General features: G+C 57.2%; 29 protein-coding genes. 17 read left to right on the plus strand and 12 right to left on the minus strand.

Features of this window, described 5'->3' with window-relative positions:
• Positions 1–98 precede the first annotated feature (98 nt).
• Positions 99–482, plus strand: coding sequence for a VOC family protein (locus ACZ1G7_RS09985; protein WP_472659265.1), 384 nt, complete (start codon positions 99–101; stop codon positions 480–482).
• An 87-nt stretch (positions 483–569) separates the two neighbouring features.
• Here ACZ1G7_RS09985 and ACZ1G7_RS09990 read toward each other — a convergent pair whose 3' ends face one another.
• The 4 genes from ACZ1G7_RS09990 to fabA form a co-directional block, all read right to left on the minus strand.
• The gene (locus ACZ1G7_RS09990; protein WP_472659266.1) at positions 570–1,358 is read right to left on the minus strand and encodes an enoyl-ACP reductase FabI; all 789 of its coding nucleotides are present in this window, start codon (positions 1,356–1,358) and stop codon (positions 570–572) included.
• 4 nt (positions 1,359–1,362) lie between these two features.
• Positions 1,363–2,592 (minus strand): beta-ketoacyl-ACP synthase I, encoded by a 1,230-nt coding sequence (gene fabB, locus ACZ1G7_RS09995; RefSeq protein ID WP_472659267.1) that lies wholly within the window; start codon positions 2,590–2,592, stop codon positions 1,363–1,365.
• A 163-nt stretch (positions 2,593–2,755) separates the two neighbouring features.
• Positions 2,756–3,382, minus strand: a complete 627-nt coding sequence (locus ACZ1G7_RS10000) for a hypothetical protein (RefSeq protein ID WP_472659268.1) — start codon at positions 3,380–3,382, stop codon at positions 2,756–2,758.
• A gap of 287 nt (positions 3,383–3,669) precedes the next feature.
• The gene (fabA, locus tag ACZ1G7_RS10005) at positions 3,670–4,179 is read right to left on the minus strand and encodes a bifunctional 3-hydroxydecanoyl-ACP dehydratase/trans-2-decenoyl-ACP isomerase (RefSeq protein WP_472659269.1); all 510 of its coding nucleotides are present in this window, start codon (positions 4,177–4,179) and stop codon (positions 3,670–3,672) included.
• A 174-nt stretch (positions 4,180–4,353) separates the two neighbouring features.
• On the opposite strand from fabA, the gene irrA reads away from it, so the two are divergent.
• Entirely contained in the window at positions 4,354–4,770 is a 417-nt protein-coding gene (irrA, locus tag ACZ1G7_RS10010) for an iron response transcriptional regulator IrrA (RefSeq protein ID WP_472659270.1), read from the plus strand.
• A gap of 21 nt (positions 4,771–4,791) precedes the next feature.
• Complete coding sequence (locus ACZ1G7_RS10015; RefSeq protein WP_472659271.1) at positions 4,792–5,373, plus strand: hypothetical protein; 582 nt, start codon at positions 4,792–4,794, stop codon at positions 5,371–5,373.
• Here ACZ1G7_RS10015 and ACZ1G7_RS10020 read toward each other — a convergent pair.
• The 5 genes from ACZ1G7_RS10020 to ACZ1G7_RS10040 are packed head-to-tail and all read right to left on the minus strand — an operon-like array spanning position 5,370 to position 11,040.
• Positions 5,370–6,344, minus strand: coding sequence for a hypothetical protein (locus ACZ1G7_RS10020; protein WP_472659272.1), 975 nt, complete (start codon positions 6,342–6,344; stop codon positions 5,370–5,372). The genes ACZ1G7_RS10015 and ACZ1G7_RS10020 overlap by 4 nt on opposite strands.
• A 3-nt stretch (positions 6,345–6,347) precedes the next feature.
• Positions 6,348–7,187 carry a class I SAM-dependent methyltransferase gene (locus ACZ1G7_RS10025; RefSeq protein ID WP_472659273.1) on the minus strand — a complete coding sequence of 280 codons (840 nt, stop codon included), beginning with the start codon at positions 7,185–7,187 and terminating at the stop codon, positions 6,348–6,350.
• Complete coding sequence (locus ACZ1G7_RS10030; RefSeq protein ID WP_472659274.1) at positions 7,184–8,374, minus strand: glycosyltransferase; 1,191 nt, start codon at positions 8,372–8,374, stop codon at positions 7,184–7,186. Before ACZ1G7_RS10030 ends, ACZ1G7_RS10025 begins: the two co-directional genes overlap by 4 nt.
• 8 nt (positions 8,375–8,382) lie before the next feature.
• The gene (locus ACZ1G7_RS10035) at positions 8,383–10,056 is read right to left on the minus strand and encodes a hypothetical protein (RefSeq protein WP_472659275.1); all 1,674 of its coding nucleotides are present in this window, start codon (positions 10,054–10,056) and stop codon (positions 8,383–8,385) included.
• A 3-nt stretch (positions 10,057–10,059) separates the two neighbouring features.
• Positions 10,060–11,040 (minus strand): glycosyltransferase family 2 protein, encoded by a 981-nt coding sequence (locus tag ACZ1G7_RS10040; protein ID WP_472659276.1) that lies wholly within the window; start codon positions 11,038–11,040, stop codon positions 10,060–10,062.
• 404 nt (positions 11,041–11,444) lie between these two features.
• Between ACZ1G7_RS10040 and ACZ1G7_RS10045 the strand changes: the two genes are divergently transcribed.
• The 10 genes from ACZ1G7_RS10045 (at position 11,445) to ACZ1G7_RS10090 (ending at position 17,602) form a co-directional block, all read left to right on the plus strand.
• The gene (locus tag ACZ1G7_RS10045; RefSeq protein WP_472659277.1) at positions 11,445–12,692 is read left to right on the plus strand and encodes a tyrosine-type recombinase/integrase; all 1,248 of its coding nucleotides are present in this window, start codon (positions 11,445–11,447) and stop codon (positions 12,690–12,692) included.
• Positions 12,689–13,525: a hypothetical protein gene (locus tag ACZ1G7_RS10050; protein WP_472659278.1), complete on the plus strand. Its 837-nt coding sequence runs from the start codon at positions 12,689–12,691 to the stop codon at positions 13,523–13,525. The genes ACZ1G7_RS10045 and ACZ1G7_RS10050 overlap by 4 nt, the downstream gene beginning before the upstream one ends.
• A gap of 55 nt (positions 13,526–13,580) precedes the next feature.
• Positions 13,581–13,781, plus strand: a complete 201-nt coding sequence (locus ACZ1G7_RS10055; RefSeq protein WP_472659279.1) for a hypothetical protein — start codon at positions 13,581–13,583, stop codon at positions 13,779–13,781.
• A 124-nt stretch (positions 13,782–13,905) separates the two neighbouring features.
• Entirely contained in the window at positions 13,906–14,211 is a 306-nt protein-coding gene (locus tag ACZ1G7_RS10060) for a winged helix domain-containing protein (protein ID WP_472659280.1), read from the plus strand.
• A 114-nt stretch (positions 14,212–14,325) separates the two neighbouring features.
• Positions 14,326–14,544, plus strand: a complete 219-nt coding sequence (locus tag ACZ1G7_RS10065; RefSeq protein ID WP_472659281.1) for a transcriptional coactivator p15/PC4 family protein — start codon at positions 14,326–14,328, stop codon at positions 14,542–14,544.
• Positions 14,545–14,782: 238 nt separating this feature from the next.
• Positions 14,783–15,901: an AAA family ATPase gene (locus ACZ1G7_RS10070; protein WP_472659282.1), complete on the plus strand. Its 1,119-nt coding sequence runs from the start codon at positions 14,783–14,785 to the stop codon at positions 15,899–15,901.
• A gap of 318 nt (positions 15,902–16,219) precedes the next feature.
• Positions 16,220–16,657 (plus strand): hypothetical protein, encoded by a 438-nt coding sequence (locus ACZ1G7_RS10075; RefSeq protein ID WP_472659283.1) that lies wholly within the window; start codon positions 16,220–16,222, stop codon positions 16,655–16,657.
• Positions 16,654–17,019 (plus strand): hypothetical protein, encoded by a 366-nt coding sequence (locus ACZ1G7_RS10080; RefSeq protein WP_472659284.1) that lies wholly within the window; start codon positions 16,654–16,656, stop codon positions 17,017–17,019. Before ACZ1G7_RS10075 ends, ACZ1G7_RS10080 begins: the two co-directional genes overlap by 4 nt.
• Entirely contained in the window at positions 17,016–17,300 is a 285-nt protein-coding gene (locus tag ACZ1G7_RS10085) for a hypothetical protein (protein ID WP_472659285.1), read from the plus strand. Before ACZ1G7_RS10080 ends, ACZ1G7_RS10085 begins: the two co-directional genes overlap by 4 nt.
• The gene (locus ACZ1G7_RS10090; protein ID WP_472659286.1) at positions 17,300–17,602 is read left to right on the plus strand and encodes a hypothetical protein; all 303 of its coding nucleotides are present in this window, start codon (positions 17,300–17,302) and stop codon (positions 17,600–17,602) included. The genes ACZ1G7_RS10085 and ACZ1G7_RS10090 overlap by 1 nt, the downstream gene beginning before the upstream one ends.
• A gap of 106 nt (positions 17,603–17,708) precedes the next feature.
• Here ACZ1G7_RS10090 and ACZ1G7_RS10095 read toward each other — a convergent pair whose 3' ends face one another.
• Complete coding sequence (locus ACZ1G7_RS10095) at positions 17,709–17,897, minus strand: hypothetical protein (protein WP_472659287.1); 189 nt, start codon at positions 17,895–17,897, stop codon at positions 17,709–17,711.
• 736 nt (positions 17,898–18,633) lie between these two features.
• On the opposite strand from ACZ1G7_RS10095, the gene ACZ1G7_RS10100 reads away from it, so the two are divergent.
• On the plus strand, positions 18,634–18,798 hold the full coding sequence (locus ACZ1G7_RS10100) for a hypothetical protein (protein ID WP_472659288.1): 165 nt from the start codon (positions 18,634–18,636) through the stop codon (positions 18,796–18,798).
• Between the two features lie 301 nt (positions 18,799–19,099).
• On the opposite strand, the gene ACZ1G7_RS10105 is transcribed toward ACZ1G7_RS10100, so the two are convergent.
• The gene (locus tag ACZ1G7_RS10105; protein WP_472659289.1) at positions 19,100–19,270 is read right to left on the minus strand and encodes a hypothetical protein; all 171 of its coding nucleotides are present in this window, start codon (positions 19,268–19,270) and stop codon (positions 19,100–19,102) included.
• 267 nt (positions 19,271–19,537) lie between these two features.
• Here ACZ1G7_RS10105 and ACZ1G7_RS10110 point away from each other — a divergent pair, with 267 nt between their 5' ends.
• Positions 19,538–19,753, plus strand: coding sequence for a hypothetical protein (locus tag ACZ1G7_RS10110; RefSeq protein ID WP_472659290.1), 216 nt, complete (start codon positions 19,538–19,540; stop codon positions 19,751–19,753).
• 396 nt (positions 19,754–20,149) lie between these two features.
• Entirely contained in the window at positions 20,150–20,284 is a 135-nt protein-coding gene (locus tag ACZ1G7_RS10115; RefSeq protein ID WP_472659291.1) for a hypothetical protein, read from the plus strand.
• 75 nt (positions 20,285–20,359) lie between these two features.
• On the opposite strand, the gene ACZ1G7_RS10120 is transcribed toward ACZ1G7_RS10115, so the two are convergent.
• Positions 20,360–21,268 carry a helix-turn-helix domain-containing GNAT family N-acetyltransferase gene (locus tag ACZ1G7_RS10120; RefSeq protein WP_472659292.1) on the minus strand — a complete coding sequence of 303 codons (909 nt, stop codon included), beginning with the start codon at positions 21,266–21,268 and terminating at the stop codon, positions 20,360–20,362.
• Between the two features lie 411 nt (positions 21,269–21,679).
• Here ACZ1G7_RS10120 and ACZ1G7_RS10125 point away from each other — a divergent pair, with 411 nt between their 5' ends.
• The gene (locus ACZ1G7_RS10125; RefSeq protein WP_472659293.1) at positions 21,680–22,429 is read left to right on the plus strand and encodes a DUF4259 domain-containing protein; all 750 of its coding nucleotides are present in this window, start codon (positions 21,680–21,682) and stop codon (positions 22,427–22,429) included.
• The last annotated feature ends 82 nt before the right edge of the window (positions 22,430–22,511 follow it).

Raw genomic sequence — 22,511 nt, forward strand, 5'->3', positions numbered from 1 at the left:
CGATCCTCCGGCTTTGGTGCGAAGCCTGACACAGGCAGGGGGCGAGGAAAACGCCGAGATCGTGCTAAGACTTATGCGCAATCACGGAGGATACGACGATGACAGCGCATGGAACCATTCACTGGACCGAGTTGAACACCAACGACGTCGAAGCAGCAAAGGCTTATTACGCCAAGGTCTGTGGGTGGGAATTTGACAGCATGCCGATGGAGGAAGGCGGCGATTATCATGTCGCCAAGGTCGGCGAGCAGATGGTTGCGGGTATTTTCGATCTCGCGGCTATGCCCGAGATGAAGGATATGGACGCACATTGGCTGACTTACATTGCGGTCGACGATATCGACGCCATGGCCGCGCAAACCGAAAGCATCGGCGGCAAAGTCTACCGCGCGCCGTGGGATGTGCCCGGCGTCGGGCGTGTGGCGATCTTGGCCGACCCAACAGGCGCCGGTTTCGGGGCGATGACGCCGTTAGAAGGCTAGAGTGGTTGCGCCGCGCAAGCGCGCCGCGGTAGGGGGCTCTGCCCCCCGGCTGCGCCTCCCCCGGAATATTTTTTAAACAATGAAGGGTTAGAGGTTTTCGCTCTGGGGCATGCCCAGCACATGGTAGCCACCATCGACACGGATGATCTCGCCCGTGGTGCAGGCGCCCGCGTCGGAGGCCAGATAGACCGCCGTGCCGCCCACGGCCTCCAGCGTCGCATTGGCACGCATGGGCGCGTTTTGGTCGGTGTGTTTGTAGGTTTTCCGCGCCCCGCCAATGGCCGCGCCAGCCAGTGTTTTCATCGGGCCGGGTGAAATCGCGTTGACGCGGATGCCGTCGGGGCCAAGGTCATTGGCCAGATACCGCACGGCGGCCTCCAATGCCGCCTTTGCCACGCCCATAACATTGTAGAACGGCGTCACCCGGTTCGAACCCTGATAGGTCAGCGTCAGCAAAGTGCCACCTTCCGTCATCATCGGGGCCGCGCGCTTGGCCACGTCGATCAGGGAATAGCAGCTGATCACCATCGAATTTTTGAAATTGTCCCGCGACGTGTCAACGAAACGCCCCGTCAGCTCATTCTTGTCGGAAAAGGCAATCGCGTGGACAACGAAATCAAGCGTCCCCCATTTATCCTGCAACATGCCAAAACACGCATCCAACGACGCGTCATCGGTCACATCCACATCGACCAGCAAGTCGGACCCGAGGGAGGCCGCCAAAGGCTCAACCCGTTTGCCGAACGCCTCACCCTGATACGAAAACGCCAGCTCCGCGCCCGCCTCGGACATGGCCTTGGCAATACCCCAGGCGATGGAGCGTTCATTCGCCACGCCCATGATCAGGCCACGTTTGCCCTGCATTGAAAGTGACATCTGGTTATTCCTTGAATGTGGACAGCAGCATGGATCCGTTGGTGCCGCCAAACCCAAACGAGTTTGTCATCACCGTGTCTAGCCCGGCATTTTCGACCAGCGAGGTGGCAATCTCAGCCGCATCCAGCGCTGGGTCGAGCGTTTCGACATTGATCGACGGCGCAATAAAATCGCCTTGCAGCATCAGCAGGCAGTAGATCGCCTCCTGCGCGCCTGTGGCCCCTTGGGAATGGCCCGTCATCGACTTGGTCGAGCTGATCGGCGGGGTCGACCCTTGCCCGAAAACGCGCCGTACGGCTTCAACTTCGCCCACATCGCCCACGGGCGTCGAGGTGCCATGCGCGTTGATGTAGCTGACGCGGCGGCCCTCTGGAATCGTGTCCAGAGCGATGCGCATCGCGCGTTCGCCGCCCTCGCCCGATGGCGCGACCATATCGGCCCCGTCTGAGGTGGCTCCAAAGCCCGTGACCTCGGCGTAAATCTTCGCACCACGCGCTTGCGCGTGCTCAAGGCTTTCCAGCACCACGATGCCGCCGCCACCAGCGATCACGAACCCGTCGCGATCGGCGTCAAAGGCGCGGCTGGCGCGTTCGGGCGTGTCGTTATACTTGCTGCTCATCGCGCCCATCGCATCGAAAAGGCATGACAGCGTCCAGTCCAGCTCCTCGCCGCCGCCGGCGAACATGACGTCCTGTTTGCCCAGCATGATCTGCTCCGACGCCGCCCCGATACAATGCAGGGAGGTCGAGCAGGCCGAGGTGATCGAATAGTTGATCCCCTTGATCTGGTAGGCCGTGGCCAAATTGGCCGAGATGGTCGACGACATGCATTTTGGCACCGCAAACGGCCCGATCCGCTTGGTCGCACCTGTCGACAGTACAGATTGATGCGCCGTCAGCATTGCAGATGTCGATGGCCCGCCAGAGCCCGCGATCAGCCCGGTGCGTGGGTTGACGACGTCGCTTTCTTCCAGCCCTGCATCCGCAATCGCCTGCTCCATTGCGATATGCGCATAGGCGGCACCCGGTCCCATGAAGCGCAACCGGCGCTTGTCGACATGCTCCTTGATGTCAATCTTCAGCGTGCCCGCGATTTGCGACCGGAACCCGTGCTCAGCCATCTCGGGGCTAGCCTCAATGCCGGATGTGCCCGCTTTCAGCGCGGCCGTAACCTCCGCCGCGGAATTCCCGATGGGGGAGACGATCCCCAGTCCTGTAACGACGACGCGGCGCATGCGCACTCCTCCTGTAAGCAAGATCTGTGTAGGACAGCGGCGCGTTGGGGTGCAAGCCGAAAGGGGGTGAGTGGGTGCGCGGACGGCAGCGGGGTCTTAGCGGGCTAGTTATAGCGGCGGCTATCCGAACCACGCATCGAGAGCCGCATCGCAGAGGTAAACGTCATAGGCTTTGGCGCGTCGATACAGCTCTTGGCAGTTTGGGCCTGCGCCCCTTTTGCCCGTTGCTACGGTGGAAGAGCGCGCGAAGGGCCAGCACGCCGATCAGCGCGCCCAGAACGATGACAACAAACTCGACCACGAAAAACTGGCTTAGCGTTACCCAGTTCGCGGTCTTCAGCGTCACGCTGGCGCCCAGCACCAGCCCGCCCAGCCAGCAGAACATCGACGCGGACGCGCTCATAGTCATCGGAAGCATGTCGCGAAGGGGCAGATCGATGGCGGCACGGCCAACAGCCTGCCGCACCCGGGGCAATACATAGGCACCGATGACGAACGCGTTGAAGGTCAGGGCCGTGACAAGGATCAGTTTCATCCACAGCTTCGGCGAAAACTCCGCCAAGACGAAGCCGGTACGCACATAGATCAGCGCACACCCCGAGACCCACATCCCCATGAGCGCACCCAAGACATAGCGATGGACCCGCCCAAATTCCGCCAGATCGGTTTCGCTGAAGGGCGTATTGATGCGCCGCAGCGTGCGCATGTCGAAATAGAGACCCGCGCCCATGCCAAGGGCAAAACAAACCAAATGAGCAATTCTGATAAGATCGACAACTTCTTGCGACATATGTACTGACCCGCCCCCACAGGCTTGATGCCGTCAGCTTAGCGCTGTTGGCAAACGTCGAGTCAACTACGACTCCCCACACTTACCAAAAGGTTAATTTCTGAAATCTGGGGGCGCGAGTAAGGAAAACTGTAGTTTCCCGAAGCTTAATGGCACTGTTGTCCCCAAAAAGGAAACAATGGCGCCATATCTGCCTAATTAATCAGCTCGCAGCTGTGCGGTAGCGATCACGCATCCAAGGTGCTGGCGACATTCTAGAATGTCTCGGGCTTCTGCCCCCGGGCATTTTAGCTTTCGCTGAGGGCAACTTTCATGTCTTTGACCTCGTAGATCACCTCGCCGTCAGCCTCGACGATGCCGTCGGCCACGCCCATGGTCAGGCGGCGGGTTTGGATCGCTTTGGTGAAGTCAATCTTATAAGTCAGCATTTTGCGGTCGGGGCGCACCATGCCTTTCAGCTTCACCTCGCCCACGCCCAATGCGTAGCCGCGCCCCTGCCAGCCACGCCAGCCAAGGTTGAAGCCAGTAAGTTGCCAAAGCCCGTCCAGACCCAGACATCCGGGCATAATCGGGTTGCCGGGGAAGTGGCAATCGAAGAACCAAAGCTCCGGGTTGATGTCGAACTCGGCCAGCACATGACCTTTGCCATGCGCGCCGCCGTCACCCGAAATATCGGTAATCCGGTCCATCATCAGCATCGGCGGTTCGGGCAATTGGGCGTTTCCGGGGCCAAACAGCTCGCCGCGCGCGCATTTCAATAGACCCTCGCGGTCGAAGCTCGTTGGATAGTCTGACATGCGGCCCTGCCCCTAGATGTTGTTGTTTTGCTAAGCAAAGCTCTAGCATTGGCGGTTTGGGCGGCGCAAGGCCAGCCGGGCGCATGGCTGCAGTGTCGCAGATGCGAATTTCGTTTGAAACAGAGGGGGTATGCACCTTATATGTAGGTAAGGAACGCGATGATCGGACCCAAAATGACGACCGAAACAATGAAACGCAGCACCGAATGGTTGGCCGGGGCAGGCCTGCGCCCAACGCGGCAGCGCCTGACATTGGCCGAATTGCTGGTGGGCGACGGGCAAAACCGTCACGTCACCGCCGAAAGCCTGCATGCCGCCACCGATGGCTGCGGAAACAGCGTTTCACTGGCGACCGTCTATAACACATTGCGCGCGTTCTGCGACGCCGGGCTGATCCGTGAAGTCATGGTCGATGGTACCAAGTCCTATTTCGACACCCGCGTCGACGACCATCCCCATTACTTTTGGGAGGATGACCGTATCCTGACCGACGCGCCGAAAGAAGAACTTGAAATCAGCGGGCTGCCAAACGCGCCCGCGGGCACCGAGATCGCATCCGTCGATGTGGTGATCCGGCTGCGCAAAACCTAAGGCGCTTGGCGAGGGGGCCGTATGGACGTGTTATGGTCCTCGGCCCAATGCGGCTTTTCCCGATGGAATGAGATTTGGGGCGACCCGCTTCTGAGCGGCACCATCATGGTGATCTGCTATGCGCTGACCGGGCTTATGTTGCTGCGGTATCGCAAGCTGTTGCACGGGCGCGAACGTCTGCTTTGGGCAATTTGCGGCGGCGTGATGATTTTTCAAGCCTTCAACACCCCGCTGGATTTGCATGCGTTTGGCTGGACCTTTGGCAAATGCCTGGCCCGCGCGATGGATGTCTACGGCGCCAAGCGCGAGATACAATTTGCGGCTTTGGTCATTCTGGTGAGCAGTTTTGCGATTGCGTTTTTGGTGCTTAGCATCTTGTTCCGGCGGGTGCTGTGGCGCAACGCCCTGTTGCTGCTTGGTCTGTTCATCACTGTGGGTTTCACCATCGTGAAAGGCATCAGCCACCACGATCTGGCCGCCTACTATTCCCGTGACCTGGGGCCGTTTCACGTGGCCGATTGGATCGAACTTTTTGGCATCGCGCTCGCCTTGATTGCGGTGCTGTGGCGCAGGCGCGCGATCCTGTCACGCAGCCCGGCTTAAGTCCCGGCGCCGCCAGATGACACATTGGCGCTGCGCGGGCGACGTGGCAGATCCGGGGCCGCCGCCCCAAAGCGCCGCCGCATCACCATCCCAATCCCAAAAATAGTCACATCACCAGCGACGGAAACCGCGCGATGCAGTAACGCAGCGCCCAGCGCGGCACCCGGGGCCATAAACAGCTCAAGCCCAATGGCGATGATGCCGTCGCGCATGCCGACGCCGCCCGGTGCGCCCGGCAGCAGGAAACCCGCCACCCAGGCGGTTGCGAAAATCGCCACGCAATGCCCAATTCCAATGCCCGTTTCTGATCCGGATTGCGGCGCCACCACAAGCGCCACGCACCAAAGCGACACGCCCAGCACAGCGAAATTGCTCAGATGTCGTGCAACCGGCTGTATCACGCGGGCCAGTACAAGCTTAGGCCTGCCCGCCCGGCGCCACAGGTATAGCTGCCCTGCCACAAGGCAGACCACGATGGCCAATCCAACCGCTGCAACGGGCCAGCCCATTGCCGCCTCCGGCAGCCCGGCGGCAAGAAGCGCCATCAACCCGGGCGCGCCCAGCAGCATCGTGCCCACAATCAAAACGGCGGCGATCAGCAGGAACGCCACCTCTAACAGCATGGCGCCGGCAATGCTGGCACCCCCCACCCCGTCAGCGCGCGCTAGCACAGCGCGGCCCAACAGATGGGCAATATTGCCCGGAATATATTTGCCAATTTGCGAGACCAGAAGCTGGCTCTCGGCGCGGCCACGCGGCAGATGCACGTCATAAACACGCAGCGTCGCGCGCCACGCCCCGGCGCCAATAAACTGCGATGCACCGTACAGCAAGAAGCCACCAGCCAAACCAAGCCAGACTTTGCTGGCGCTCAGATCAAGTGGCGGGATCTCGGAAGCGCTGCGCCACAAAAGGGTGGCGACAAAGCCCAGCGCCAGAACGGTGCCGATATATCGCGCCGCGCGCCACATCCGTCAGGCCTTGCGCGCTACGACGAGGTACCCGATCCCGCGGTCGCCATTCAAAAACAGCCGTTGCACGCGCCAGATCAGCCGCATCGCCAGGCTGGCGGGCCAGGCGCTGTAGAACGGCCAAAGCCGGGTCAACAGGCTGCGGTCTGTACCGCTGGCGCTGGTGCGGTCGTCTTGGTCCATGTCGTCGCCACCGCGTTCAGCGGTTTGGCGGGCGTAGATGCGCGCGCTCAACCGTTCCATGATATTGGCGACGGGAAAGCCGTAGCATTGCACCTGTTCAACCTCGAACCCGGCGCGTTGCACCAGCGTTTGCAGATCGTCGCGCGTGTAGCGCCGGTAATGCCCGGCCCAGACATCGGCGGGGTTCCACCGTTCGGGATGGGCAGGAACCGACACCATCAACGTGCCGCCTGGCTTGAGATAGCGCGCCCAATCGGTCAGCGCCTCAAGATCGTCCTCAATATGTTCAAGCACTTCAAACGCTGCAAGCTGGTCAAAGCTCTCCTCCTCCAACCCGTCGCAGGAAGCGCGAGCTTCCGCGTTCGGGTTGTCGTTCAAAAGCGCATGCGCGACCCGCAAGGCAGATGCCGATTGATCCGCTCCCACGGCCGTAAAGCCCAGCCGCGTTAGGTCATCAAGCAACGCGCCCGCGCCGCACCCCAGCTCAAGAAAGCGGCCCGGTGTCAGGCCGCGTGCCAGCCGTAAGATCACATCGCGCCGCATCAGGTAACGCGGTGCAGGCACCCATTGCAGCCCGGGCAAGGCGGGGCCGTAATGCGGGTGATGCTGCACCAAAGGCGCGCGTTCGGGCGGCATGTAGGTCTCGGTCGTGTCGGTCATGAGGTGGTTCCCTCTGTCTGTGTGGGTCCGTTGCCGATCACGCTTTGAAACCGCGTGGCAATATCGGCCGGGCGGGCCTGTTCCAATTGGCCCAGCGGCATCGGCGGGTAGCCCTTGGCTTGCAACGCCTCAATGGCGTCCAACAGGGCGTCGGGGTTCGAATGGGGCACCAGCGCAAGGCTGTCTTGCGGCGCAAAGCTTTCGGTCATCGCAGCGGAGCTGCGGGTGATCACGGCCCGCCCGGCAAACAACGCCTGATAGACCTTATTTGGTACCACCGAGGCCGCCTTGCGCGACGCCCCAAAAATGCCGAGGCAAATGTCAGACGCGGCAATCGCGTCGATCAGTGATGGGTAGGGCACCCAATCTTGCCATGTGATGTGCGCCGTACCGTCCCCGGTATCGCGCAAAGCAGCCTCCAGCTTGGGGCGGTCCTGCCCGGTGCCGATAATGTGCCAGTCAATCGCGCGGCCGCGCTCGCTGAGCGCTGCTTGCAGAATGGTTTCAACCCCGTGCAACGGGATCAGCTGGCCATAGAACAGCACTTTGGGGCGGCCACCATGCGCCGCAGGCGGGTCAAGGCGCGGGAAGCTGTCAAGCTCCGCGCCAACCGGCACGGCGGCGGTTTTGGCTTCGCCCAGCCCAAAGAGCTGCGCGATATAGTCGGCATGCGCTTGCGTGTCCAAAAGCACCCGGTCCACCGCGCGTGCGGCCAGCCATTCCACGGCCCGCAGCAAAAAGGCAGCAGGGCCACGCGGGGCGACCATCTGGCGGTCATTGACCACCGTGTCGAAGAGCGACAGGAACATGTCCCAGACAATGCGTTGCCCGCGAAGCTTGGCAAAGGGCCAAAGCACCAGCACGTCGAGCGCGCCCAGATAGGGCACGATGACCACCGCGTCGCGCGGGCTGGCTAGAAAGCGCCAGATCAACATCGGGTAGCACAAAAGCGCGCGGATCAGCGCGACCGCCAGCGCACTCGCGCCCATCTGGCTTTTGTCGGCGTGGTCTGGCCAGATCTGGGCGTGAATTTCGGTGACATCGGCATCAATGTCGCGCAGCCCATCAAGCAAAATGCGGGTGCGCGGTTTGGACAAATCATAAGTGCCCCAAAAGACCAGCTGTTTGGCCTGTCCCAGCCGGGCTGCAGGGGCATTTGCTCCGCTTAAGTGTGTCTGAGCAACCATCGGCACTGTCATAGCACAAGGCTTCCAAAACCAGCATAGATGCTCGGCGCTAGTCCGTCACGCGCGATCGGGGCCACGCCCGTGTCCCAGATCAGGCGTAACTGAGCGCCCGGCGCGCCGGACACGTTCAAGTCGAGCGTATCGCCCACATTCAACACATCGCCGTTCGCCATGGCGGTGCCATCAATGGTAACGGGGCCGTCGGCCTCCACCCTGTAGCGCCCGGCAAAGGGCAAACGCAGTGGTTGGGCGACGTCAGCCAAGGTGGTTTCCGCCCCGGCTAACCAAATGCTACCGGAATAGTGAATATAGGTCGCCCGCAAGACCTCCCGATCCGGCGCAAGCAGGTCACGCGTGGAAACTGCGGTGTAGCGGTCAGGGCGCAAAGCGGAATCCAGACCGCGGCGCTGTGCCAGCAAGAGCGGCGGTTTATGCTCCGCGATGATCGGGGCAAAGACGGGCTGGCCCTCAGCGCGGTACCGGGCGACGCCCCAACTCGACATGAAAAATGCGGTGTTGGGAAAGGAGGCGACAAAGCCATGCGCGTCGATATAGGGCACAGGTTCCTCAAACAGGCGATGCACCTCCGCCAGCGTGGCGCGCTGGTGGCGGTTGTGCTCAGGCGCGATCAATACCAGCTGCAACCCGGCACCGGCCAGCATGGTGACGGCCAATAGACGCAGGCTCTGCGCGGATCCGATCCGTTGCGCGCCGAGCGCCAGCGCCACCATCAAAAGCGGCGCCGCGAAGGGGAAGAAATACACATATGCGTTGCGGTAGATCACCACGCTCAGCAATGGGGTCGCAAACAGGCACAAGACCACAATCAGCCGCGACCGGCCTGCCACGGTAAAACCAAGTGCGGCCAGAAACAACTGCGGCAGGCTGAAGATGGCCCAGCTCAGGATCATATCGCGGCGCGGGAACAACCCGCTTTTCAGCAGTGTCGTCTGCACGGCCTCCTTGGCGTTGGTGGCGGTCTCATTGCCGTCCGCCGCTTCGATGCCCGAGGCATGCCAAACGTAAAGCCCGGCACCAATGCAGGCGGCAAAAAGCACCGTCAGCACCAGCCGCGCAAGCACTGCGCGGTTGCCCATGCGCCAGATCATCACGCCCAGAAAGGCCGGTAAATATAGCGCGGATTTAATGGTCACCAGGAAGGCGCAGCCCAGCAACGTCGCCGCCAATAGCATCTGTCCGGCCGACAGACGGGTGGTCATCGCAAGCGCGAGGGAGCCGCAAAGCAGCGCCGCCGCAATCGGGTCGGCGCGGAAGCTGGCGCCATGGCCTAGCACAAAGCCCGAGCACAAGAACCCCAGCACCGCCAGATTGGCCAAAGACGGCGTGCTCAGATGCCGCGCCATGCGGTGGATCGACAGGGCGGTGACGCCAAGGCAGGCCACCATCACCAGCCGCGCGGCGGTGATCTGCGTGATCTCGTGGCCCGGCAGCAGGTCAAGCCAGCCGAACGCGTGAACGAACCCGGTCTGCATTGGCCGGTCCAACCGCCCGTCCAGCCAGGCGTGGATATGCGACAGAAAGTAGAATTCGTCCCAATTGACGTTGCGCGTGAAAGACAGCACCAAAAGCGCCAAAAAAGCTGCGGCGATGCCCAGCTTTTCAACCGGTAGCGACCGGCTCGCAGGCCCTGCACCCGCCCCCACTATGGCGTGATCGCTCACGATCTACGCGACTTTCGAGCGCGTCAAATTGGTCACCGGGGCCGGTTTGCGCGTCGCGCGCAACAGCTCCCGGGCGCGGATGTCTTCAAGCAGGTTGCGGTTGGTGGCAATCAGGTCCGCCAGCACGCCGACGGCGAACATAATCGTGGCCATAGCCAACAGCACGCCCGACAAAACCACGGACTGGATGTGCCCGGCCCCGCCATCGGTGAGGTAGAAATACATAAAGCGCGACACCCCAAACAGGCCCGGCAGCGCGAAAATCGCGCAAAGCGTCATGAAAAAGCGCAGCGGAGCGTAGATCACGAAAACCCGCAAGATGGTGCGGCCCGTGCGGCGCAGATATTCGCCCATGGTCTTGAACAAGCGTGACGGGCGGGTGACTTTGTTGACCCGCACCGGGACCGACATCATCGGGATATGCTTGCGCCCGGCCTGAATGATCGTCTCAATCGTGTAGGTATAAGTGTTCACCACGCAGAGCCGTGCAGCCGCATCGCGCGAATAGGCGCGGAAGCCGCTGGGGGCGTCAGGAATGTCGGTGCCACTGGCCAGTCGCACCACCCATGAGCCCCATTTCTGCAGCGCCTTTTTCAGCGGCGAAAAATCGTCAATATCGGCAATCGGGCGCTCCCCGATCACAATCTGTGCCTTACGCGCAAGGATCGGCGCGATCAGCGCGGGAATATCATCGGCGCAATATTGGTTGTCCGCGTCCGTGTTCACGATGATATCGGCGCCCAAGGACAAAGCCTCTTCAACCCCGGCACAGAACGCCCGCGCAAGCCCAACATGGCTGCTCATCTGCAGGATGTGATCCACACCCGCAGCGCGCGCCACCTCGACCGTTTTGTCGGTCGAGCCATCGTCAATCACCATGATTTCAACAGTGCTGACGCCCTCTATCTCGCGCGGAATGGCGGCCACGGCCTCGGCCAGCGTTTCTTCTTCGTTCAGCGCGGGTATCTGGACAATCAGTTTCATGGTGTTTTCCCCTTCGGACACCCTCCCTGAATTGTTCCAAATATCGTCAACACTGTGACCTAAGATCGGTATTTTTACGTAAATGAGAACAATCGGCGGGGCCCAAAGGGCCACCCCAACAGCGACGCGGAATACCCGCACGCACCACATGAAAGCTGAATGGCGATCCCTGAAGGACTCGAACCCTCAACCTGCTGATTAGAAGTCACCGCGTCATTTTAAAGTGCCGACTATCCACAGCCGTCTGTCGGCATTCAGAGCCGTTTCAATAATAGTCATATATATAAGGTGAAAATCACCTCTTCTTGCTTGTCCCCCAGTCGAAAAGCGTCTATAGTTGTCCACAGAAGTCCACCTTAATCTGGTGCATTTTGTCCCCCAGGTGTCCCCCAGAATGGACCACTATGAAGATAGAGCTCACTACAGGCGAACTGAAAAGGATCATCAAAGACCGTCCTTCCGAGGGCCGCATTGAGGTCTCAGACACCAAGCGACCTGGATTGCGTTTGCGGGTGTATGCGTCCGGCAAAGACGTCTGGATGTACGAGAAGCGGATTAAGGGCGGACCCAAGCGAAAGCACACACTAGGTAGATACCCCGAGCCAGTTGGTCTGGCTCAGGCTCGCCAACTCGCGCTTGAACTAGAAGCAGAAGCAATGAGGGGCATTGACCGCATTGCAGCACAGAAATCGGCGAAACTTGAAGCAGAGGCCGCAAGTGCAAGGGAAAAGACCCTTCAGTCTGTCATCGACATCTATGACAACTTGCACCTTTCATCCTTGAACACGGGCGCGAAGCGAAAGCGGGAAATCGAAGCGGCGCTCGAAGCGCACTTAGGCCTTCCAATCGGGAACCTAAAACGTGGCGACCTTCAGAAAGCGATAGACGAAAAAGCCCGTTCCGGCCGAGTCGTTTCAGCGAACCGATTGCGAGCCGCCTTCATGGCCTTTTCTTCTTGGTCATTCGGCAGAGCCTACATTGAAGACGATATTGCCAAGGGCGTGCCAAGGGCCGGAAAGGAATCGGCGCGCGAACGAGTGCTGAGCATTCAAGAAGTTCGCAGCATCTGGGAAGCAACGTATGGATTAGGCGAACTTTGGGGGCCGGTGTTCCGACTTTTCATTCTTACAGTTCAACGGCGCGGCGAGGTTCTTGGCCTGCGGATTGCAGAGTGCGAGCTTGATCGACAACGCATAGTGAAGCCAGGCTCTCTGACTAAGAACGATAAAGCGCACATCACACACTTATCTGACCCCGCTTTAAAAGAGCTCAAAAAGGCAGTTGAACGGGCCCAGACCGAAGGTGTGGTTAAGGGTTATAAGCCGGATTACGTCTTTACGACGACTGGCAGAACCGCCGTGTCCGGTATCAGTAGAGCTAAAGAACGCCTTGATGCGCTGTTGCATGACAGTGTTGGTGCGTGGCGCATCCATGATCTACGCACCGCGTTTTCAACAGCGATGGCGGATGCTGACATTCCCGAAGCTGTAGCCGACCGTGTCCTAAACCACGTTGCAGGAGGCTCAGCTCCGAGCGCTGTTTCAAGGGTCTACAACCAAGCTGAAATGCTTCCACAAAGGGCAAATGCGCTGAACAAGTGGGCTGAGTTGGTGACGGGCGAAGGAGCTAAAATCGTGAGACTTTCCAAATGAGCAAGGCTCAAACTTGGCACGACATATTCTTGCGACACAGAAAGATTGAAAAACAATCAAAGTTGAGAGCGGCCAAGGTTTTAGGCCAACAAGACCACAGTCGAGAAAAGCCACACCAAATAGATGATCGAACCATATTCTTTGAAGACAGGTTTTCCGAAGGCGAGGTAACTATCGGGCTTCAGAAGGACTACTCTCTGGGCCGCAGGGAAAACTTACTGTTCTATGGACTTGAATGGACAGACGTTTGTGAGGCTGCACTTGAATGGGTAGCCGACTCAGGTTTCATTTCCCTCACTACTCCGACGCTTGGCCAGGTGGTTCCAGTTTCGGACGAAGTTCTCGAAATAATTCTTCCGCGACTTATAGATGAAGCTGCAACCGTACCCGAAGGGAGTGAAGAGTGGCTTTGTTACTCGATTTACCTGCGCACACTTGAGCTCTCGAACTTGTACACGACAGGAGGCTCACCTCACTTGGTATTCGAAAGCTCGTTTCTGATGGGTGGCATGGCTCGCGAGCTTATGCTTAGCCGAAGTCATAAAGACAACTCCTTGCAGCGTCAGAAGGCCAAAGCGGCCCTCGCAAATTCAAACGAAGGTCGTACGGCAAAGAACAATGAGCGCCAAGAAAACGCAAAAATCTGGCAATCACACGCAACGAAGATACTAGAAAGGGTCGATAATGAAATCAGCGACTCAAGAAAGGCAGAGCTAGTCCTCAGCCGATGGGACAAAGTACCCGGCTCTCCAAAAGAGCGCCCCAAGAAAAGAACTATACAAAACTGGTTATCGTCCCTAAAAAAAATATCCCGCACTCGTTCGAGTGAGTGAAGAAGCGCCTGCTACGCCTGTCCCATCTTGGCAACCCTTGGATGGAGACGGACACGTGAAAACGAAACTAACAAGTCAACCGCGCGCGGGGAAAGTACCTGAAATCGCAGCCTATTGCGGTGTTTCGCGATCAAAGCTTTACGAAGAGCATAAAGCAGGCCGCATCACTTTCCTGAAGGTCGATGGATCAACTTTGGTCGAGTACGCTGAAGCAAACCGCTGGTTCAACAAACGCGCCACACCCCTAGCCGCCTAAAGAAAAACCCCAACCAATCCGTAGGACTGACTGGGGCGTTATTCTTTTCAGCGGTGATCTGACACTAACGCTTTTTGGCAGTCCTTTCAACCGCCCTAACGGGCAGAGCAGGAAAGACCAGAAAATGGCCAACAAAGAAACCAAACGCGATGAGCGCAAAGTGATCGTCGAGATCACAAACAAGGGCGAAGGTTCAAAGACCTTTATTGCAACAGGGCGCGCACTTTGGGCGCTCGAACAACTTTCGCAAGGGCCATGCACTCCGATCACCCGCCCGGCACCTCGCTGGAGTGACTACGTGTTCCGACTGCGTGGTGAAGGCGTCGAAATCGAAACAGAACACGAACCCCATAGTGGCGCTTATCCAGGCACACACGCAAAATATCATCTACGTTCGGAAATCCGCTTCTTGGGCGAGGTAGCAGCATGAGCATTGCCGTCTCCTCTATCCGCCGTCGTCAGGAGCGTCGTGGGCGCCACAAGTTTGGGCTGAACCAGCACCAAGCTATGTTGGTAGCTCGCCTTCACTATGGGGGGCTGCTCAATGACTGAATTGGCCTCAATCCCCAAGAACAGCCGGGAAGAAATCCGCATCAGTCGTGATGACTACAACGGTCATGACTTGATCAATATCCGCGTCTTCTATGACGCTGGCGAAGGCGTGATGCGTCCAGGAAAGCAGGGGGTCGCCTTCAAGGCAGCCCTGCTCCCAGACGTTCTCAGCGCTTTGGGCAAAGCCTCGAACTGTGAGGTGGCGCAATGAGCAAGGTTCTTCAGGCTCATATGCCAGCACCTTACAAAGGTACTGCACGTATGGTTGGCTATGCTCTTCTGTTAGACACTCCGGCAGATTGGCAAGCTTTCTCGCTCTTTCTGACAGCGCGTCTCACAGTGAGGCAACGCAGCGCTCTCGCTCTTATGGCCCTGCGGTCGCTCGATCCTGACCAAGCTGCTCTTGTCGCGGACACCGCGTTGTCACCGCCGACAATGGAGGTGGCCGCATGATGGATGGCGACTTTGACAACTGGGTTCACAATGGTTGTCCATCGGATCGACCCAAAGCTGGCGAGCCTTCTCGGTTTTACAGTGCCGCGATACTGGCTGGCAAAGACGTCAAGCCGCGAGAATGGTTGGTACATGGTCTGATACCGCAAAAGACTGTGACCCTGTTCTCTGGTGATGGTGGCACGGGCAAGAGCTTGCTGGCCTTGCAACTCGCCGCTGGTGTCTCCACGGGGCGCGGATGGATTGGAAAGGCCACTTCTGAGGGCCGCGTGATTTATATGAGCGCTGAAGACGATGACGATGAACTTCATCGGCGGCTGGACGACATTCTAAGGGCGGACGGGCGCAACTATGAAGACGTAGGGGGGCTAACCCTGCGCTCGCTGGCGGGTGAGGACGCACTGCTGGCGATTGACGGGCAAGTGAGCCTTTTGCAGTCGGAGCTTTTCAACGAACTCGACAAACGTGCGGCTGATGAAGCACCCACCCTAATTGTGATCGACACGCTTGCCGATGTATATCCGGCCAACGAAAACGACCGCGCGAAGGTGCGCCAGTTCATCGGCATTCTTCGTGGCTTGGCCTTGAAGAGGGACTGTGCTGTCCTCTTGCTTGGCCACCCTTCATTGACTGGTTTGGGGAATGGCACTGGCACCTCTGGCTCGACCGCTTGGAACAACTCTGTGCGCTCACGATTGTACCTCTCCCGCATCACCGATGGGGGCTTTGAAGCTGACCCAGACCGCCGCGTGATGACTACCATGAAGGCCAATTACGGACGCGTGGGAGAAGAAACGCATGTGAAGTGGCAAGCGGGCGTCTTTGTGGTCGAAGCGTCTGAGCAAGGTTTGGACAAACTCGCACAGGGCGCGAAGGCGCAGCGGGTCTTTATGAAGTTGCTAGCCCTGTTCACAGCGCAGGGACGGCGCGTCAATCACGCTGGTGGCACGACCTATGCGCCCAAGCTGTTTGCCGAACATCCTGACAGTGAGGGCATGACCAAGCGCGCTTTCAAGTCCGCAATGGAAGAGCTTCTCGCCAGCGGAAAGGTCAAAATTGACCGAGAAGGACCAGCCTCAAAACCGCGCTCTTTCTTGGCGGAGGTAGTCCAATGATTAACCTTCCAACCCCCTTCCAACCCTCGCTTCCAACCCCTTCCATAGTGGCTTCCAACCCCCTTCCAACCCCCTTCCAACCCCTGGGTTCCACCACCCCCATACCCCCTAGGGGTGTACGCACGCCCTTGGAGGCGATGCGCACCCCTCTCTGTCTCTGGGAAAGCAACAGTCTCATTTGCAATTCGGCGCTGAAAGCGCCCACCGTCAGGCGGAATTTGAACGGCTCATTGCGAGCTCTAGAAGGCGAAGCACGCACTATTCTCACGGAACCTCTTTCAAAGGCTTTCACCAGCGAAGCTCTGGCTGGAGCGCATCATGACTGACCGAAACAGCGGTGCAAAAACGGATGGGCGGAATGCCGATGGTACTTTTGCTCCCGGCAATCCCGGAAAGCCCAAAGGGAGTCGTCACAAAGCCACACAGGCCGTTGAAAGCATCTTGGCAGGGCGAGGCAAGGAATTGACTGAGAAGGCGCTAGAGATGGCCCTGAGCGGCGATACGGTAGCACTCCGTCTTTGTCTCGAACGCATCGCGCCGGTTCGAAAAGACAACCCAGTTGAGTTCGACCTTCCAGAGATGACCAGTGCCGAGGAAGCCGCGCAAGCCGCAGCCGCAGTCCTCAGGGCCGTTTCGCAAGCTGAGCTTACCCCGCTCGAAGGTGCATCGCTGATGAGTTTGATCGAGCAATACCGCCGCACGCTCGAAACCACGGAAATTGAACGGCGCATCGCGGAATTGGAGAACGCGAAATGAACCCGCTCATGAGACGGCTAAGAAAGTTCGACAATCCTACAGACCAAATGACTTTACCCAAATTGGTTCTTTTCCGGGTCACGAGCGGAAACCTCAGAGATGGCCTCGTTCATAGGATTCACTGTCTGGATGTGCTCGGGTTTGAGCGCATGACGATCCGCGAGGACGAAACAGAAGGCGCGTTCATGAGCCGGGTCTATACCAACTATCCGCATCTGTTGAATGAAGCTGCTTTGCGAGACCAAAAGATCAGCGCTCAGGCAGTAGCTTCTGATCATCATGCCGCACTGGAGTGGATCAACGCAGACAAGCTCTCGGACGAAACCGTAGTCCGTCTTCGTAGCAAAGGAGAGGCCGCATGAATCCTGACAGCAGATTGAAACGCCTTGAGGCTAAAAAGGTGTCGCCAGAGACGATGGAAAACCCGAAGGAGAAGTTGCAGGAGCTCCTCTCAGAAACATGGGAGAGACTAAAAGGATCGGGCGCTGATAAGAGAACAAACCTTTCGCCTATCGAGGCAATATCGATAGCACTTTACGGCCCACAGCCGGTTACAAACGAAATACGCAAGCTGCTCGAAGAAATCGTGGCTTCAGATAGTCCCGCCGCGAAGATAGCTAGCGCTTATCTGGAGAACGCTTGATGACAGCAAAATCACGCTTAAATCGGCTTGAAGCCAGAAGCGGCTCGGATGGCACTTGGCGTTTGGTCTATGAAACAAACGAGGACGGAAATGATTGGTTAAGAGCTTTGTATGCAGGCGCACAGAAACGTCTGGATCGGCTCGCAGCAGAAAGCGAGGCATCATTTTTGGCACGGACTGTCTTGCGTTATGCAGATGCTGGCATCGAGAAGGTTCTTAGTTATATCCAACTAAAGGAAGTGATCGAGGAAGCCGTTAGGTTGAAAGCACGGCTAATGGCTGGTGAGACTATCGCCGTTTAGGTGCAGACCCACTCTATTGCTGTGAAAGCTGTAGGAAGAAGGCAGCACGTTTAAGGCGGCATTGGCGGGAGAGGTGACGCCCAAAAGACTCGATGGGCAAATTGAGCTAGAACGTCGTCGATATCATTTGGGAGCTTAGCTGTGCATCTAGGTCTTCGGTCAAATCCTCAGTTCCATCGCCAACTGCCACCATTACGGCCAAACAAAGCCCTATGAGTATTGCAGCTAGCACGACCCAGTCCACAGTGACTGCGCCAGCCTGGTCTTCCTGAAAACTCCGCAATAATTGGATCATAGGTTCTCTCACTTCGGTCTAACACATACGGCCTTGAGATTTGGCTTGCTCGGATAGGTAGTGTGTATATTGAGACTAATCGTCAAAAAGTGGTCGTAATCTAGGCATTTGGTTCCAAAATTAGAAACTGACTGTTTTGACTTTCACGCGTCTAGGAGCAAATTAGTCGTGCGAAGCTCGAACAGTACTAGCCCAAGTTGCACAGAAAAATGGTCGAACCTTTGACTAATCGAATTACTCGCAGTAGCGCTGCTCGCCCCTTCGCACTTCAGCTCGGCTCTGTAGCATTCTCTACTATGAACGCTGCCTAGGTCACTACCAGAGCTTTGTGAAGAACGTTCATTTCGTATGAAGCAACACTTGGAACGGTGAGACCAGGGCGGGTGATAGATTCGGCCACTGGTAGGCAATCGCCGTCTTTTTCGGTTGCTGGACGACGCTCTCCTGTGCTGATTTGCAACAGTTTCACGGATCGTTTTGCTACTTTGCGTTCAAGGAAAAAAATTAACGTCCTGTTAACAATCGTAAAGCGAAAGTTTTTGTGGTTGCGCTGACATCCAGCTACCCCGGACTCTCAACCCTATGTTGGCGCAACCGATCATTTTCTGGCAACAAACCGCTCACGCAAGTACACGTATTTGCGAGTTTTGGCCCAACCATGAAGAACCCAGTAGAGCATTAATACTCTCTTAAGCATTGGCGAGCAGCTTACCCGTACGTAATGTGGAGGCTTAAAATGTCGAAAAGTGAATTCATCGAACATGTGAACCAAGCTTTGCTGGCAGCAGAGGTGAACGGATTCTCAGAAACAGAGAAGGCCTTGAGGAGCTTTCTGGCAGAACTAAAAGAAGAAATACGTGATGTTCGCTCTGCATCAAACCACATAGTGCTTTGCACTTAGAAGGTCGCGCTTAACGCTTTTACTGGACGCATTCGACTTTCCGACAACGCTGGGTACGCTCTTGTAGCTCGCGTCCGTAAATCTGTCGAATACGGTCGATACGCGATAGCATTTCGTTGTCTCGTACTTGCACTGCAAAACCGCGAAGTTCGTCTAGCATGTCTGCTAGCCAATCTACTTCTTCCATCAATCCCTAATCTCCAATTTCAACCCTCTTGTCCAAGGGCTTCCCTGTCGATTTCAGGTTCAGTTGGAATTGTTAACAAAGGGTTACTTTTTTGTTTCCCAAACGGAAACAATGTTATGGTGTGTCTAGTGATGTTTCTAGCAATCGAGCATTGCTTTCCCCTTGTCCCGCCTCATTGAGATCACGAGCAAGCTCAATCAGTGCCGCAGACGTTTCTTTGAAACCATCGGCGTTAGCTCTAGCAGCGGCCTGCATGGCAGCTTCTATTAAATAGTGGTGGTTCATTGGTGTCCCCAGAAAGTTCTGAGCACGTCTTCTGCCCTAGGTCTTAACAAAACGTTAATGTATACATTAAATTCTTACCTACCCACAGATTTTCTCGGGCTGTGGAAAACCGCTCGTTCCCTAACTGGCTGATCTGCGTCCCGCTCAAGACCTTGCGATCAGTATTAAGCCGCTAAATGATCGCCGTAGTAACGACTTGTTAGGGGAATCGGCCCATCCAAGATGCAACGGGTGCGAGGCCAACCTGCCCAACCTGAGGGGATATTGATGAGCATTGATTGTCTAGTGGATGCGATAAACAGCCTACGTGCAGAGGCTGTGGTGCAAAAAGATCAAAAACTGCTCTGGAAGATTGCGGCAATTGAGAATGTCTTCAAAGAAGAACTTATCAGCAAGCATCGGCATAAGAGGTTTGCAAACAAGACGCTCAACGCTTCAAAGCCAAAAGCCTCGATGCTTGAAGAAGCCCGGTTTTTATCTTGATAGTCACAGTTTGATCTATGGAAACGAACTTCAACGCACTAGCACTAGTCTTAGTCGGGGCGGCTATCGGGCTATTGTCAGCCTTGGGTCTTATCGTGGCAGACTATGGTGTCTGGCAAGCAATGTTTGCTTATTCAGTTTTTGGAAACCTTGCAATTTTGCTTCTTTTGGTCAGCTCAGCGATAAAATGGTAGCTGGTCTGTATCAGCTATCAAGAACGACCCATGCCTGCCCTAGCCATGCCATCTCAGCGCCGATATCAAGCCCGTCTGCGTAGCAACTCGCTATCACGCGCCATAACATCCTCGTCGAGACGCTCGCACTCTAGGCGCTTCCCTTCGGCCGCACGGCCATTGCCTCAACGACTAGCTTCCCGCACGGCGAGCGTCCGCACTTTTGACTGTATTCAGGGGCGACTATGCCGTGGATGCGGTAGGTGATCCCGTCTTGTTCGACCGTGTCACCATCGATTATGCGAGCGGTTTGCTGGGCAAAGGCCGGAACAGCTATCAGCGCTATTTTGAGGGTTAATGAGGCCAATCGCATGTTTGGAGTCACTCAAATTGTCAAAAGCGAAGTTTGACACAGAGCGACTCGGATGTCAGCTCAGCGGACATTGCTGTCATTCGAAACCAAATGGGCTAGGTCCGCTTTCGCACGAACTCTTGTTCGATAACTTCCGTGCCCCACTGCTTGCCGCGGTTTTCGCAAACCAGTTCGAGATCCATGCTTTTCATACAGGTGGCGCGCCGCATCGAGCCCCTTGAACGTCCAAAGACGCGTCCTCTCGAAGCCTGCCGCATCAGCAAACGACGTCGCCTTTTCAAGAAGCAAATTGCCAATACCCATGCCTTGAGATTTGGGGCTAACGATGAACCACCTTAGATGGCTGACATCTTCCTCAAGGTTTTCTCCATCAATCGAAACCGAGCCGAGAAGTGCATCCCCAAGGAAAGCGGAGAAGCTGTTGTTCATAGGGTTTTCTATGCGCCCCATGAACTCTGACACTTCGGTTGCAACCTTTCTTTCAAAGACCGAACCGAAGCCGTAGTTGGTCGCGTAGTACGCGGCGTGCAGGCCAACGACGGAGGCAATTAAGCCTGAGCAATACCCTTCGCGAATCTCGACTGCATCAGAGCCATAAGCCTTGGTTTCTTTTTCTCGCAGCGCCTTGGCGAAAAGCGTCAAACCTGTTTCGACAGCCGTTAGATCATCACTTGCCAGATGATCAAAGGCCGACCTCATTTGTTGCCGTCCAAAGTCTTCGAGCGTCCTGAAAAGTGCTTTTCCGTCCCCAGTCAGACCGAGTTGGCGAGACCGGCGGTCGGCGGGATTTGCCTCTCCCTTGATCAATCCGTCTTTGAGGAGGTTCTGGACAAGGCGGCTGACCGTGGACTTCTCCAAGTGAAGCATGTCACCCAGATCACTTGCGTTTGTAACTGTACCGTAGCCCAACTCTAAAATGGTATGCACAGCTGATGGAGAGAGCTGAGTTCCAGCCAGCCCGCGTTGCATGAAGCCAAGCTCCCGCACAATGTCACGTGATACTGCGCGCAATGTGTCGATACGCTTTAAGGATACTGAATGATTCATAGTTGTACTATACAACTAGTTTGATGCCTCGTCTACCGATAGCCGACCTTCGCTGCGTGGGAACAATTTGGAAACTTGGGTTCAAACCAGACATAAGCCGCAGCGTCGAGGGGAAGTTGTTTGGTTATCAGACCAGACTGTTGTCGCGCCGCTGGTCAATCCTCTGCCCCGATGACCACAGTTTGTGGGACGAAGCCGTCATTTCCGTTCCCCATTTGGACGACCTCTTTACATGTATCGTAACTAGCGACGCAGGGCAGGCCCGCGCGAGGAGCCACAAATGCGCCTGAATTCGTAGACAACCTGCAAAGGGACAACGCAAGGAGGAATCAGATGGGAGCCTGGAGCGCAGGCAGTTTCGGCAACGACGACGCCCTAGATTATGTCGAAGGCCTGTCGTGTTTCGACGCAGTGACTGAGACAGTGGCTGCCTTCTCGGCCCAGCCAGTGGGGTTGGAGGCCGGCGACGCCTGTGTGGCGCTCGCGGCTTGTGACTTGCTGGCGGCGGGGTTGGGACGGCCTTCTGCGGACCTACCGGAGCTGCCGGATATTAAATTGCACGCGGTTTCTGAAGATACGTTGGAAAAGGCCAAGGCCTTGGTCGAGCATGTGCGCGCTGTTTCAGAGTTGGCGGAGTTGTGGGAGGACGACCTGGAGGCGTGGTACGAGTCGCTCGATGCGCTGCTGATCCGACTGACGCCCTCGGCACCTTATGCCCCGCCGGAGCCGGAGCTAGATTTACCTGCCGACCACATCGGGCATTGCTATGTCTGCTACAAGGTTGTGACAGAACGCGATGGTCTGGCCTTTGAGTACGACGATGGTGGCGGTGTGTTGGGTACGACCCCGCACCGGGCCTGTATCGACGCTAAGTTGGACGGCCCTGGCCCTCACTGGGCGCCCGACGGCGCGCCTCTACCGGCGACGCGGCGCCAGTTGGTGGTGGACATGGGCTATGATCCCGAAGACCTGATGCCGAATGGAGATATCCTGCCAGCAGCGCGGCGTCGCATGAGGCTAGAGGTGGGTTATAGGGAAAGTGACCTCACCGAGGACGGGCACCTTAAGTCAAGCGAACCTTAGGGCGCTAAAGCATGGGGGGGCGAGATGGGTGCGAAGGCTTGGCGCATTGCGGTTTTGTCGCTCCACCGTCGTTCGTGCGTGG

This window comes from Litoreibacter sp. JB4-2 (assembly GCF_055693445.1).